The sequence below is a fragment of the Pseudomonas sp. B22(2017) genome (assembly GCF_002113105.1).
Taxonomy (GTDB): Bacteria; Pseudomonadota; Gammaproteobacteria; order Pseudomonadales; family Pseudomonadaceae; genus Aquipseudomonas; species Aquipseudomonas asiatica.
Genome location: NZ_NEJN01000001.1, coordinates 505375 through 518900 on the forward strand (window position 1 = coordinate 505375; position 13526 = coordinate 518900).

A 13526-nucleotide genomic window follows, 5' to 3' on the forward strand; every position below is an offset into this window, starting at 1 on the left:
GTGCCCGCGAAGGGCCCAACGCGTTGTAGGCACCGGCTCCGCCGGTGTTCGCGGCGGTTCGACGCCTCGACACGCCCGCTACCACAAGGCCTCTTCGCAGTTACTGCGCCGCGTTGGCGGCAGACAACTGCGACTGACACTGGTGCAGCGCTTCGTCTCGTGCCTTGAGTTGCTCTTCAAGCTGCCGCAACTGGCGAGCCTGTTCCGTGCACAAGTCGCGCCTGGCCTCCAGGTTCTGTGCCTGCACATCCAGCTGCCGACGCATTTCCTCGCTTGCACCCTGCGCCTGGGCCAGGATCGTGCGCAAGCCCTGGATCTGCGCATCACGCTGCTCCAGCAATTCGTCCTGCGCCCTGCAGGCGCTGGCGGCCTGGCGATGCTCACCCAGCAAGCGCTCGTTGTCGCGGTGCAGGCGGGTCAGCTCGTCCTGCTTGACGATCATGCCTTGCTGCAGTTGTCGCAACTCCACCTGCAACTGTTGCAGCTGCGCTTCGTGGCGGCGCTGCTCCTGTTCACGCTGTTCGCGGCTGGCGTTGCGATAGTGTTCCAGCGCATCGCGTGCATGACGGTGCTTGTCTTCCAGTGATTTTACCTGCTCCTCCTTGTCGGCCAGGCGCACCTGCAGCTCGCCCAGCGACTGGTTGAGGCTGGCACTGCGCAGCTGTTCGGCCTGCAGGGTGCTTTGGGTGGAAAGCAGTTTTTCCGATTCGGCGGCCAGTGCGGCCACATCGATCTGATGCTGTTGGTGCGCCGCAGCCAGTGCCTGTTGGGCAATGGCCAGTTGTGCCTCCAGCTGTTCGCGCTGTCGAGTGAAGGCGCTTTCGGCCTGCTCGATCTTCAGGTCGGCCTCGTCCTGCAGCTGGGTTGCCAGTTGCCCGACCATTCGGCTCAGCACGTCACTCAGCGCAATGCCGCCCTCGGAAGCCACGGGTTGCTGGCCGTTCAACTCTTTCAGGTAGCGGTGAATCGTGGTCTTGGAGCCGGTGTTGCCCAGCTCGATACGTATCGCATCGATGCTGGGGTTCTCGCCCCGGGCAATCAGCGCCTGACGTGCCTGCTGCACTACAACCTTGTTTATACCGCCCCGGGCCATGCTTGCTCCTACGATTTTGTACCGTGTTATGTACCATGTAATTACATACCGATTATGAATACAAGCAGTTGCCCGAGCAAACATTTCCTATGGTGGAATAATCACGGCTTATCGCATGTGAATGGTTCTTGGGAGCTGTGCGCGGGGATAAACCAGTACGCCAGACAGCAAAGCGCCCCGCTCGGCTTCAAGCCGGCGGGGCGCTGCAGAATGCTGAAGCAGGGAGCGTCAGCTGTAGTGTTCAACCCTGGCAGGTGTTCTACGCATGAGCACCTTGCCGTTGCGTACCGACACCAGCGCATGCCCCTGGCTGCGCACCATTTCGTAATCGTCCGGCGCAGAGAGCAGCAACAGGTTGGCCGGTCGCCCCACTTCGATGCCGTAACGCTCGCCCAGGTTCAGGGTGCGGGCGCTGTTGTCGGTGATCAGGTCCAGGCAACGCTGCAGGTCTTCGTAGCCAAGCATGTGGCAGATGTGCAGGCCGGCCTCCAGAATACGCAGGATGTTGCCATTGCCCAGCGGGTACCAAGGGTCGACGATGGAATCCTGGCCAAAGCACACGTTCATCCCGGCCCGGTCGAGTTCGGCCACGCGGGTGACGCCGCGGCGTTTCGGGTAGTTGTCAAAACGCCCTTGCAGGTGAATGCTCTCGGTCGGGCAAGATACGAAATTGATACCCGACTGCTTGAGCAGGCGGAACAGCTTGTAGCAGTAGGCATTGTCGTACGAGCCCATGGCCACGGTATGGCTGGCTGTCACCCGGGCGCCCATGTCGCGCACCCGCGCCTCTTCGGCCAGCACTTCGAGAAAGCGCGACTGCGGGTCGTCGGTCTCGTCGCAATGCACATCCACCAGGCAGCCGGTACGTTCGGCCAGGTCCATCAGGAACTTGACCGACGACACGCCCTGGTCGCGGGTGTTCTCGAAGTGTGGAATGCCGCCGACCACGTCGGCACCGATGGCCACCGCTTCGGTCATCAGCGCCCGGCCGTTGGCGTACGACTCGATACCCTCCTGGGGGAAGGCGACGATCTGCAGGTCGAGCAGGTGGCGCACTTCGTCACGCACTTCGACCATGGCCTTTAGCGCAGTCAGGGTGGGGTCGGTGACATCGACATGGGTACGCACATGCTGGATGCCATGATCCACCAGCATGCCGATGGCCTTCTTCGCGCGGTTCTTGATGTCGTCGTGGGTGGTGATTGCCTTGCGCTCGGCCCAGCGCTCGATGCCTTCGAACAGGGTCCCGCTCATGTTCCACTGCGGTTCGCCGGCAGTCAGCGTGGCGTCCAGGTGGATGTGCGGTTCGATAAAGGGCGCCACCACCAGGTTCTGCCCGGCATCCAGGTCATCGGCAGCGCGCGCCGCCACCCCTTCGGCCTGGGGCACGATGGCGACGATGCGTTCGCCGCTGAGTTCGATGCGGAACAGGCCAGGCTTGCCGCGCAGGCGTGCGTTGATGATGTTCATGATGCTTCTCCCTGGGCTTTGCGGGTGGCCCTACCAGCATAGTGGCCCAAGCCTTGTGGTATTTGCTACTGGCCCAATCGCCGGCAAGCCAGCTCCCACAGGTAAACCACAGCCCTGAAGTCTGTGCAGTACCTGTGGGAGCTGGCTTGCCGGCGATTGGGCCGGCGCAGGCAGCAAATCAGGCTCCGTCCAACCCCATCTGCCAGAAGTCCGCCTCCAGGCTGGACGCCTGGCCGAAGATCTCCACCAGCTCGGCAAACCGTTGCTCGGTCATGCTCCGCGCTGCCAGCTCGTCCAGATGCTTGCGCGCCGCTGTGGCGACACCCTGGTAGCCCTCGCCGGCATACTCGGCGATCCACTCGCGGTACGGGTGATTGCTCAGATCGCCAATCCGCTCGGACAACGCCCGGCCAATCTCGGCATAACCGATCACGCAAGGCGCCAGCGCCACATGCAACTCCAGCAGGTCACCCGCGGCACCGCAGTCCAGCACATAGCGGGTATAGGCAACCGTGGCCTGGTGTTCGGGCGCGGCCTCGATATCAGCCTGGGTCAGGCCCCAGCGCGCGCACAGGCGCAAGTGCAGCTCGGTTTCATCCAGAATCGCCGCCAGCCCCGCCTGCGCGGCGCGGATGTCGGCCGGTCGACGGCTCTTGTAGGCAGCCAGTGCCCAGGCGCGGGCGAACTGGATGAGGAACAGGTAATCCTGTACCAGGTAGGTGCGGAAGGCGGCTTCGCTCAACGTACCCTCGCCCATCTGGCGCACGAATTCGTGGTCGACGTAGCTGTTCCACTGCGGCGTGGCGGCAGCCTTGAGGCGGTCGAAGATATCCATGCTCATTTGTCCTCCGGGTAGACAGCATCGAAGAAGGCCAGCTCCAGCGCCACGGTGCGCTGGTAGAAGTCACCCGCCAGCACGGCGTCCTGCGGGCCGACGCGGTCGAGTTCGGCTTGCAGGAAGGCAACGAAGTCCTGGAATGCCGGGTTGTCGTGCAGGGTGATCCATTCAGCGTGGACGAAGTTGTCCGGCATCGGCTTTGGCGCCTTCAACGCCCAGTCCAGGTACAGGCCTTCGGCGACGTTGAGCACCGCCAGCGCGGCCGCATAGGATCGGGTGGCCGCCGCTTCGCGCATGATCGCCTTGAAGCCTGCGGTCGGGACGGTGTCGGCTGGTTCGCTGCGTTGTGCGGGGCTTACCCCCAAGGCCTCGAAGGCACGCAGGAAGTAGGTGTTCTCGTCACTGGAGATCATCCCGGCAAAGCGCCCGAAGCGCAGGCGCGCCTCGAAGGTGTCGGCGGTGGCGATGGCCGCGCCCAGCAGGGTCAGGAAGCTGTCGAGGAAGCGGTGGTCCTGCACCAGGTAGTCGACCATGATCGGGTCCGGCAGGCTGCCGTCGCACAATTGGGTGACGAAGCGGTGGCCAACGGCCGCCGACCAGGTCGGCTCGCTGCGGCGGCGCAGGGACTGGCTGAAGCGTTCGGTCATGTTGCTGTCCTTGATGGGGGGTGACAGCGAGACCGCGATGGTTGGCATGGACGGGCCTCGCAGTGAGGCCGGCAAAAAGGCAGGTTTCAAAGTCCCATCCCTTCGCCGGCATGATCCGGATCAGGTTCGAAGGGTCACCGCGCTGCAGCATCCAGCGGTTTCTCAGCCCGGTGCCGGGCTCCCCTTGGTGGCGCTCAGGTATACCCCAGGGCGCCGCGGCTGTCACCACCCAATCTGTGGGCAATGGGTGACCCACTAGTGGGGGCCCTCACCCATTTTTGACGCCGTGGCATTTAGCGCGCATCAGGCGCCACAAGGATTTATTTAGAAACATATTCCTCGTATTTGGGTTGGCACACCCGTTGCTCCAGCCCCGGAAACGGGCAAATAGCCATGACGGCGCAAACGAGGCGCAAGGCAATGAAAACACCTGCCATGATCCACCCTGCAAGGCATGCATTCCAGCTGTCCACCGTCGCTACGCTGATGCTCGGCCTTGGGCTGGTCACGGCGACAGCGGCGCCCATGGACGACAACAGCATGCCCCCGCCGACCGACCCGTCGGCCTACACTGATCAGCCGGCTGACCCGACCCAGCCCTTGCTGGACCTCTATAGCATGCCAGAGGCGAATCAAGGCTCACTCGAACTGACCGATGGCGTGTACGGTGACCGCAACACGGTAAGCGCAAACAACGTGTTGCCACCGGCCCTGCAAACCGGGGAAAAATACCCCACCAATGGCAAGCCAAGCCCGCTGTTCGGCGCGTTGCCGTTTACCCAGCAGTTACTGCTATTCGAGGAATTCGGCACGGAAAGGCTCGACCCCACGCTGCCGCCGCCCACTCTGACCTTCCCGGTGCCGACCCTGGGCGCGGCACCAGCGCAGGACCCCAACGTGGTGGCCCGCAGCGGCCCCAGCGGTACAGCCCTGGAAGCCTTCCTCAAACAGCCGGGCCTGTACCCCTTCCCGACCCAGTATTCCAACGTGCTCGACCGCAACCCATGGAAGGCGCAGATCGAGATGTTCCTCAACCGCCAACCGGTCGGTTCGCCTGCGGAAGGCCGGCCACCAGGAAAAGGTTGGTCGCACCAGCGCTGGAACGAGTTCTACCCGCAGGCGGGGTTCAAGACCGCCCAGGCCGGTGCGCGCATCAACCTCGGCATGCGTGACCGCAAGCAGCTGCACAACTATGCAGTTGGCGAGTTCGCCCCGGGCGGCCTGTACTACCAGACTTCCGATATCCCGAACACACTGGGCACCACCAAGGGCATCGACACCCGCTTCCACCCGAAGATGCCGCTGCAAAACCACAAGTCGCTATGGACCTTCGACGGCACCTTCCCGCCCAAGCTGCTGATGGTGCGCTATGGCCAACCGATCCTGATGCGCCATTACAACGCGTTGCCGATCGACCCCTCGGCCAACGCCGGGTTTGGCCTGCACACCCTTTCGACCCATGAGCACAACGGCCACTCCCCGGCCGAGAGCGATGGCTATGCAAACGCCTACTTCTTCCCGGGGCAGTACTACGATTACCGCTGGCCGCTGCAACTGGCTGGGTATGACACCATCAACACCCGTGCCGAAGACCCACGCGCTGCGTTCCCTTGCTCGGCGGGCGAAACCTTGTTCGTCAACGATGCCAACCCCGGCCTGAAAACCTGCCAGAACGGCAGCATCAAGATTCGTGGTGACTGGCGCGAAACCATGAGCACCCACTGGTTCCACGACCACATGATGGATTTCACAGCGCAGAACGTCTACAAGGGCAACGCCGTGATGATGAACTACTACAGCGCCCTGGATCGCGGCAACGAGGCCCTGCAGGATGGCGTCAACCTACGTTTCCCCAGTGGCTCGGGCATGCCGTGGGGTAACCGCGACTACGACGTCAACCTGGTGATCGCCGACAAGGCCTGGGATGCCAACGGCCAGCTGTGGTTCAACCCGTTCAACACCGATGGCTTCCTCGGCGACCAGATCCTGGTCAACTGGCAGTACCGGCCAACGCTCAAGGTACGCGCGCGCAGCTACCGCTTCCGTATCCTCAATGGCTCGGTGTCGCGCTACCTGAAGCTTGCCGTCGTGCGGGAGATCGCCGGCAACAGCGGGGAGTTCAAAGGCCCAACCGGCTCCAACCTTTCATATGCGCGGGTACCGTTCCACATGATCGCCAACGACGGCAACATCATGGAACACACCGTGCCGTTCGACGGCACCATGGACCTTAATGGTGACGGCAACCTGCAGGACAACAACGGCGTCCTGCCGCTGCAGGGTATCGCCGAACGCTACGACATCATCATCAATTTCGCCAAACACGGCATCAAGGTCGGCGACAAGCTGTACCTGGTCAACCTGGAGGAACATCAGAGCGGCAAGGGCCCGGAGGGTACCATTGCCCTGGCCGATGTGCTGTCGGAAAAATACAAGGCGGTAATCAAGCAGACCAGCAATGGGCCTGAGTGGGACAACGGCGACCCGGCGATCGGCAAGTTCATGCAGTTCGTGGTTCAGCCCTACAGCGGCCAGGACCTGAGCATGGACCCGGTTGCCTATGAACCGGCCAAACCGGGCAAGGCCGAAGGCCTGAAAATGCTGCCGCTGCCGATAGACCGTAATTCGGCCACCGACCAGGCCAAGCTCAAGGATGCCCGCCATCGCGAGTTCATCTTCGGCCGCTCGGACGGTACCGACACCCAGCCCTGGACCATCAAGACAGATGGCAGCTTTGGCTACTCCATGGACCCACGTCGCATCAACGCGGCGCCACAGTTGGCCCAGCAGTCTACCGACGGCGGTTTCAGCGGCGACGGTACCCTGGAAGTATGGAAGATCATCAATGGTGGCAATGGCTGGAGTCACCCGGTGCATGTGCACTTCGAGGAAGGGGTGATCCTCAGTCGCGACGGCAAGGCCCCGCCAGAATGGGAAAAATGGGCGCGCAAGGACGTGTATCGCATAGGGCCGGATACCGACTCGTCCAAAGAGGTGGAAATGGCCATCCGCTTCCGCGAATTCGCCGGTACCTACATGGAACATTGCCACAACACCCAGCATGAAGACTCGTCGATGCTGCTGCGCTGGGACCTGGAACACCCAGGCCAGTTCCAGGTGATGCCGACCCCACTACCGGGTTGGGATGGCGTGGAGTACGTGGCTTCGGTTGGGCTGCCGACCTTCCGCACCGAAGACCATGATAACGACGACCCGACCAACAAACCGCCGGTTGCGGCCAACGACAGCGCGGCTACCACGGCCGGCAAGCAGATCACCTTGAACGTGCTGGCCAACGACACCGACCCGGAAAACAACCTGCCGTTGACCGTAGTCGGCCTCAGCCAGCCGGACTCCGGCCAGGGCACTACCAGTACCGACGGCAGCACGGTCACCTACGTCCCACCGGCCACGGTAACCACAGCGTTCACCGCCAGCTTCAACTACACGGCTCGTGACGCCAAGGGCGCCGAATCGGTGGCCCCGGCCACGGTCAGCATTGCGGTGAGCCCGGCAGCGGCGGTCGACCAGATCCAGGTCACCAGTGCCACGGTGCAGGTGCGCAGCGGCAACCGCTTTACCTGGGATATTTCGGGCACCACCACGGTGGCCACCGGCAACAGCATCACCGTGACTGCGGCAACCACCAGTGGCCCGCTGCTGCTGGGTACGGCCACGCTGAGTACCACTACCAGCGGCGCCCGTTGGCGCTTGTCAACCACAACCACCGGCAGCGGCCCGGCCACACCGGCGACCGTGACCGTGAAATCGGCGCTGGGGCAGAGCGTGACGGCGCCAGTCAGCATCAGGTAATCGAAAAGCGGGGGCCGCTGTGCGGCCCATCGCTGGCAAGCCAGCTCCCACCTCGACCGCGTCGGCTCCAAGCCTTGTGCAGTACCTGTGGGAGCTGGCTTGCCGGCGATAGGGCTGCAGGGCAGCCCCAATACCGTTATTGACGAGGACCGCATCATGTCCGGTTCATGGCGTTTCCTGCTGGTGCTCTCGCTGTTCGCCGCCAGTATCCCGTTCTGGCCGTTGCAACCACAGCAACCCGTGGCCGAGGAAGCTGAAACTCCCTGGGGCGCCGATTACTTCCCCAACATCCCGCTGCTCACCCAGGACGGTGAGAAAGTGCATTTCTTCGACGACCTGATCAAGGACAAGGTGGTCGCCATCAACTTCATCTTCACCGGCTGCTCCGACTCCTGCCCGGTGGAAACCGCGCGCCTGCGCCAGGTACAGAAAATCCTCGGTGACCGGGTCGGCAAGGACATCTTCCTCTACTCCATCAGCATCGACCCCTACAACGACACCCCCGCCACACTCAAGCGCTACGCCGAAAAGTTTGGTATCGGCCCCGGCTGGACGCTGCTCACCGGCGAGCCGGCCGATATCGAACAATTGCGCCGCAGCCTGGGCCTGTACATCGATGGCCTGGAAAACGGCCGCTCCAAGGACCACAACCTGAGCCTGATCATCGGCAACCAGGCCACCGGCCGCTGGATGAAGGCCTCGCCCTTCGAAAACCCGTACATTCTCGCCGACCGCCTGGGCAACAGCCTGCACAACTGGAAACAGGCCAGTGCCATGGCCAATGACTACGCCCAGGCTCCCGAGGTGCGCGCCCCCAGCAGTGGCGAGCAGCTCTTCCGTACCCGCTGCTCGTCCTGCCACACCCTGGGCAATGCCGAGCCAGGGCAGCCCGGCATCGGCCCCGACCTGCTCGGCGTGACCCGCCAGCGTGATGCCAACTGGCTGACCCGCTGGCTGAAGGAGCCCGACCAGATGCTGGCCCAGAAAGACCCCCTGGCCATGCTGCTGTACGAACAATACAACCGCGTGGCCATGCCCAACATGCGCCTGGGCGATACCGAAGTCAGCGCGCTGATGAGTTACATGGAGGAAGAAACTGCGCGCCTGCAGACGCCGCTGGCCGATAAGGGAAATCCTTAAAGGCAATTGGCCACCAGTCATTAGGCTGTCATCTTACTGTCGTATTTTTCGACCATCACCCAGGGTCGGGAACTATCAGCAGTGATTCGCCGTTCGCTTTCATCCGCCAGCCTTCTGCGGCTGCTGATCCTGATGCTCTGTGCAGCCACCCTGGCCTTTGTCTGGGGACTGCATGTTTCGCAGAAGGTTGCCGCCCGCCAGGACGCGCTGTCGGCCAAGGCCGCCGAGCACCTGAACCTGGCCAGTATCGTTGGCGAAAGCCTGCGCCAGTTGGTGGATCGCGCCCAGGCCGTGGGCCGGGTCGCCCAGGACGACATGAAGATGCTGAGCCAGGGCAGCGTCAGCCTGGCGCGCATGCTTGCCGAAGACCCGGTATTCAAGCGCATGAGCCTGTACGACCGGCAAGGCCGGCTGTTGTCGGCCAGCCATGCCGACGAGGCCGCCGAGCTGCCCGAAGACTGGCTGCGCCAGCTGCAGCGGCACGTTGCCCGCTACGGTTTCAAACCGTTCCTGCCCAGCGTGCAGCCCCCCGGGCAAGCGACCACCGTGCCCAACCGGCACCTGCCCTTCCTGCTACCGCTGACCAACCTGCCGGGTCGCGAAATCGACAATATCCTGGTGGTGCAGCTGGACATCGGCTACCTGGCGGTGCTGCTGCAGCACATCGACCTGGGCGGCAGCGGGCTGGTGCGCCTGCTGCAGGATGACGGCCTGGAGCGGGTGCGCATCGATAGCAGCGGCGTGGTGGCCGGTGACGCACTGCTGCCCGGGCTGCCGGACAGCGGCAGTGAAGCAGGCATGCTGACCCAGTACGCGGCCGGCGCCCCCTACCAGAGCCTGTACCGGCGCCTGCCCGAGCGGGGTTTCAGCGTGGTGGTCAGCCAGCGCCAGGACGAAATCCTCGCGCCTTCGACGCTGGCCTATTCCCGGCAGTTCTGGTTGAACCTGAGCATGACCCTGATGATCCTCGCCAGCCTGCTGTGGACCTTGCGCCTGTTGCGCAAGCGCCAGGAGGCCTTCAGCGCGCTGGAACAGGCGCAGCAGGTCAACCAGCAGTTGATCGACCGCCTCGAGGACGAACATCGGCGCAGCAGCCATGCCGCGGCCACCGACCACCTCAGCGGCCTGCACAACCGCCGCCAGTTCGTCGAGGTGGCCGGCCAGGTGCTGACCCGGCAACGCGGCAAGCGCCGGCTGATGGCGATCCTGTTCATCGACATGGACCGCTTCAAGTCGATCAACGACTCGCTCGGGCACAAGATCGGCGACCTGCTGCTGCAGGCCGTTGCCGGGCGTATCCAGCGCCTGCTGGAGCCCGGTGACGAGGCTTCGCGCTTTGGTGGCGACGAGTTCGTGGTGCTGCTGGCCGGCGAGCGCAGCGAGGAACAGATCAATGCCTGGGTCCGCGTACTGGTGCAGAAGCTGTCGGCCACCTACGCGCTGGACGGCCAGGAGGTCAACACCAGCCCCAGCGTGGGCGTGAGTATCTGCCCGCGCGACGGCCAGGACATCGACAGCCTGATCCGCAGTGCCGATGCCGCGATGTACTCGGCCAAGCAGGCCGGGCGCGCGCAGTACCGTTTCTTCGACCCGTCGCTGAACCTGGCCGACATCCACGCCTTCACCCTCGAACAGGCCTTCGGCAGCGCCCTGGCCGAGCGCCAGTTCGTGCTGCACTACCAGCCACAGATCCGCCTCGACACCCAGCAGGTGCTGGGCTACGAAGCACTGGTGCGTTGGGACCACCCCGAGTTCGGCCTGCTGTACCCGGACCGGTTCATTGAACTTGCCGAGCGCAGCGGCTTCATTGTCGAGCTGGGCTGGGAGGTGTTGCGCCTGGCCTGCGAGGCCCTGTCGGGTTGGGACGCCCAAGGCCGGAAGACGCGGCTGGCGGTCAATGTATCTGCGCTGCAGCTACGCCAGGCAGACTTCGCTGCACGGCTACTGAGCGAACTGCAGCAGTACGCCATCGCCCCGCAGCGGCTGGAGCTGGAAATCACCGAAACCACCATTCTCGACCCCGAAGGCACGGCGGTGGCGCACCTGCACACTCTTCGCGACGCCGGCCTGGGCATCAGCCTGGACGATTTCGGCCGCGGCTACGCCGGTTTTGCCCACCTGCATTCGCTGCCGCTGAGCAAGCTGAAGATCGACCGCTCGCTGATTGCGCCGCTGTCCAACAGCCACGACGACAGCCCGATCGTGTCGTCCACCATCATCCTTGCCAAACGCCTGGGCCTGGAAGTGGTGGCCGAAGGCGTGGAAACCCGCGAACAAGTGGTGTGCCTGAAGCTTGCCGGCTGCGATATCGCCCAGGGCTACCACTTCAGCCGGCCGCTGTCACCGGCGCAGCTGCGTGACTACCCGCTCTTCAACGGTGTCGAGGACAAGGCCTGCGTGTAACGCAAGCCAGATTAAGGCCGCTCCCACAGGTATTGCGCTGGACCTGCAGGCAGCGCAACCCTGTGGGAGCGGCCTTGTGTCGCGAAAGGGGCGCAAAGCGCCCCCGACAATCTCGCCAGCATCGCAGCCAGGACAGGCAATCCATTTCGGTTTATCGTGTGCCCATCATCCACTTGCACCCGCACCATGACCGACATCGAGCGCTACCTCCGCGCCGCCACCCGTGACAACACCCGGCGCAGCTACCAGGCCGCCATCGAGCATTTCGAAACCCACTGGGGCGGTTTTCTCCCGGCCACGGCCGAGAGCATCACCCGCTACCTGGCCGACCACGCCGACCAACATGCCGTCAGCACCCTGCGCCAGCGCCTGGCGGCGCTCAGCCAATGGCACGTCGCCCAAGGTTTCCCCGACCCGACCAAGGCGCCGCTGGTGCGCCAGGTGCTGCGCGGCATCCGCACCTTGCACCCGACACCGCCCAGGCAGGCGGCGCCGCTGTTGCTGCAGCACCTGCAAAGCGCAGTGCAATGCTTCGAAGAAGAAGCCCGCCAGGCCCGGGAACAGCATGACCTGGCCTCCCTGCGCCGGGCGCGTCGCGACGCTGCGCTGCTATTGCTGGGCTTCTGGCGCGGTTTTCGGGGTGATGAACTGGCTCGCCTGCGCGTGGAGCACATCCAGGCCGAGGCCGGCGTCGGCATCACCCTGTTCCTGCCACGCAGCAAGGGCGACCGCGAAGCCCTGGGCGTACAGCATCGCACCCCGGCCCTCAAGGCCTTGTGCCCGGTCACGGCCTACCTGCAATGGCTGGAAGTCGCCGGCATCGCCCATGGGCCGGTGTTCCGCAAGCTCGACCGCTGGGGCAACCTCGGCGACACCGCGCTCAACAGCAACAGCCTGGTCGGCCTGCTGCGGCGCATGCTGGAGCGCGCCGGGGTACCGGCGGCGCTGTATACCGGGCACTCGCTGCGCCGAGGTTTTGCCACCTGGGCCACGGCCAACGGTTGGGAGCTGAAGGCGCTGATGAGCTATGTGGGCTGGAAAGACGCGAAGTCGGCGTTGCGCTACATCGACGCGGCGCAGCGCTTTGGCGAACTGGCCGTGCTACCGGCCAGCCAGGCGCAAAAGCTTATTCCTTGAAGGTGTGACGGGCGATGCCGCCAATTTCCGGGTTGATGGCATAGAGGTCGCCAGCGTCGGGGTAATGCTGCAAGTCTTCGGCACTCATGCCCAAGCGCGCGGTGCTGATGAACAAGGTATTCATCCCCTCCCCACCGAAGCAGCAACTGGTGGGGCACGGCACTGGCATCAGTACCTGGTCGGTGAGGTGGCCATGGCGGTCATAGCGTAACAGGCAACTGCCATGGTACTGGCACACCCACAGGCCGCCGTCACGGTCCAGCGCAAGGCCGTCCGGCCGCCCCAGTTCGGCAGGGGTTTCGGCAAACAGAGTGACCGCGCCAAGCCGGCCTTCGGCCAGGTAACTGGCGCGGTAGATCGAGCGCGCCGCCGAGTCCACGAAGTACACCGTGTGGCCGTCCTGCGACCAGGCCAGGCCGGTGGGCAACGCCATGTCGTCGTGGATCACCTGATCATTCAACTGCCCGTCAAAGCGGAACAGTGCCCCGGTGTTGCCGGTCAGGGCATCGTCCATCAGCCCGGTCACGAATCGGCCCTGCGGGTCGCAGGCGCCGTCGTTGAAACGGTAGGTCGACCGCGGGTGAACCGACACCGAATGCCGGCGCACCTTGCGCAGCGACACGTCGAAGATGGCCACGCTGGCGTCTTCGGTGAAAATCAGGTTGCCCTGGTCGGTCAGCGCCAGCGCACCAATGCGTGCCGCGGATTCGTACAGGCACTCGGCCTGGCCATCAGGCGTCAGGCGGTTGATTCGCCCGCCGGAGATATCGACAAAGTACAACGCGCCGCTGCCTTCATCCCAGACCAGGCTTTCGCCCAGGTCGGCGCGGGTGCTGGCGACGTTGACTGGCACGTAGCGGCATGCCTTGAGGCGGTTGCGCAACTCGCCCACCTCCGCCAGCGTCATGGAACAGGCCAGTCCCAGGCCCTGTGCGGCATCGGTAAAGACCGCAACGTTATCGTGGAAAGGCTCTGTGACGGGCAT

9 protein-coding genes and 1 riboswitch are annotated in these 13526 nt (G+C 64.1%); of the genes, 4 read left to right on the top strand and 5 right to left on the bottom strand.

The window, feature by feature from the left end; genetic code table 11:
- Positions 1–100: 100 nt before the first annotated feature.
- From CAG18_RS02635 to CAG18_RS02650, 4 genes are all read right to left on the bottom strand, one after another.
- Positions 101–1093 carry a DNA-binding protein gene (locus tag CAG18_RS02635; protein WP_015270360.1) on the bottom strand — a complete coding sequence of 331 codons (993 nt, stop codon included), beginning with the start codon at positions 1091–1093 and terminating at the stop codon, positions 101–103.
- Positions 1094–1321: 228 nt separating this feature from the next.
- Positions 1322–2563, bottom strand: a complete 1242-nt coding sequence (codA, locus tag CAG18_RS02640; RefSeq protein ID WP_085720202.1) for a cytosine deaminase — start codon at positions 2561–2563, stop codon at positions 1322–1324.
- A 178-nt stretch (positions 2564–2741) separates the two neighbouring features.
- The gene (tenA, locus tag CAG18_RS02645; protein WP_085720204.1) at positions 2742–3404 is read right to left on the bottom strand and encodes a thiaminase II; all 663 of its coding nucleotides are present in this window, start codon (positions 3402–3404) and stop codon (positions 2742–2744) included.
- Positions 3401–4048 carry a TenA family protein gene (locus CAG18_RS02650; RefSeq protein ID WP_024087147.1) on the bottom strand — a complete coding sequence of 216 codons (648 nt, stop codon included), beginning with the start codon at positions 4046–4048 and terminating at the stop codon, positions 3401–3403. The genes tenA and CAG18_RS02650 overlap by 4 nt, the downstream gene beginning before the upstream one ends.
- 80 nt (positions 4049–4128) lie before the next feature.
- Positions 4129–4243: riboswitch (TPP riboswitch) on the bottom strand.
- A 225-nt stretch (positions 4244–4468) separates the two neighbouring features.
- On the opposite strand from CAG18_RS02650, the gene CAG18_RS02655 reads away from it, so the two are divergent.
- From CAG18_RS02655 to CAG18_RS02670, 4 genes are all read left to right on the top strand, one after another.
- Positions 4469–7861, top strand: a complete 3393-nt coding sequence (locus tag CAG18_RS02655; RefSeq protein ID WP_085720206.1) for an Ig-like domain-containing protein — start codon at positions 4469–4471, stop codon at positions 7859–7861.
- Between the two features lie 156 nt (positions 7862–8017).
- Positions 8018–9001, top strand: a complete 984-nt coding sequence (locus CAG18_RS02660; protein WP_085720209.1) for an SCO family protein — start codon at positions 8018–8020, stop codon at positions 8999–9001.
- A gap of 81 nt (positions 9002–9082) precedes the next feature.
- Positions 9083–11404, top strand: coding sequence for a bifunctional diguanylate cyclase/phosphodiesterase (locus tag CAG18_RS02665; protein ID WP_085720211.1), 2322 nt, complete (start codon positions 9083–9085; stop codon positions 11402–11404).
- A 186-nt stretch (positions 11405–11590) separates the two neighbouring features.
- On the top strand, positions 11591–12541 hold the full coding sequence (locus tag CAG18_RS02670; protein WP_085720213.1) for a site-specific integrase: 951 nt from the start codon (positions 11591–11593) through the stop codon (positions 12539–12541).
- Here CAG18_RS02670 and CAG18_RS02675 read toward each other — a convergent pair.
- Complete coding sequence (locus CAG18_RS02675; RefSeq protein ID WP_223998139.1) at positions 12531–13448, bottom strand: SMP-30/gluconolactonase/LRE family protein; 918 nt, start codon at positions 13446–13448, stop codon at positions 12531–12533. The two genes, CAG18_RS02670 and CAG18_RS02675, sit on opposite strands and share 11 nt — an antisense overlap.
- Between the last annotated feature and the right edge of the window lie 78 nt (positions 13449–13526).

Excerpts from the sequence above, each read along its gene's own strand:
- CAG18_RS02660 (WP_085720209.1), top strand. The coding sequence starts at position 8,018 with ATGTCCGGTTCATGGCGTTTCCTGCTGGTGCTCTCGCTGTTCGCCGCC.
- CAG18_RS02635 (WP_015270360.1), bottom strand. The coding sequence starts at position 1,093 with ATGGCCCGGGGCGGTATAAACAAGGTTGTAGTGCAGCAGGCACGTCAG.
- CAG18_RS02675 (WP_223998139.1), bottom strand. The coding sequence starts at position 13,448 with ATGACGCTGGCGGAGGTGGGCGAGTTGCGCAACCGCCTCAAGGCATGC.
- tenA (WP_085720204.1), bottom strand. The coding sequence starts at position 3,404 with ATGAGCATGGATATCTTCGACCGCCTCAAGGCTGCCGCCACGCCGCAG.
- CAG18_RS02670 (WP_085720213.1), top strand. The coding sequence starts at position 11,591 with ATGACCGACATCGAGCGCTACCTCCGCGCCGCCACCCGTGACAACACC.
- CAG18_RS02650 (WP_024087147.1), bottom strand. The coding sequence starts at position 4,048 with ATGACCGAACGCTTCAGCCAGTCCCTGCGCCGCCGCAGCGAGCCGACC.
- CAG18_RS02655 (WP_085720206.1), top strand. The coding sequence starts at position 4,469 with ATGAAAACACCTGCCATGATCCACCCTGCAAGGCATGCATTCCAGCTG.
- codA (WP_085720202.1), bottom strand. The coding sequence starts at position 2,563 with ATGAACATCATCAACGCACGCCTGCGCGGCAAGCCTGGCCTGTTCCGC.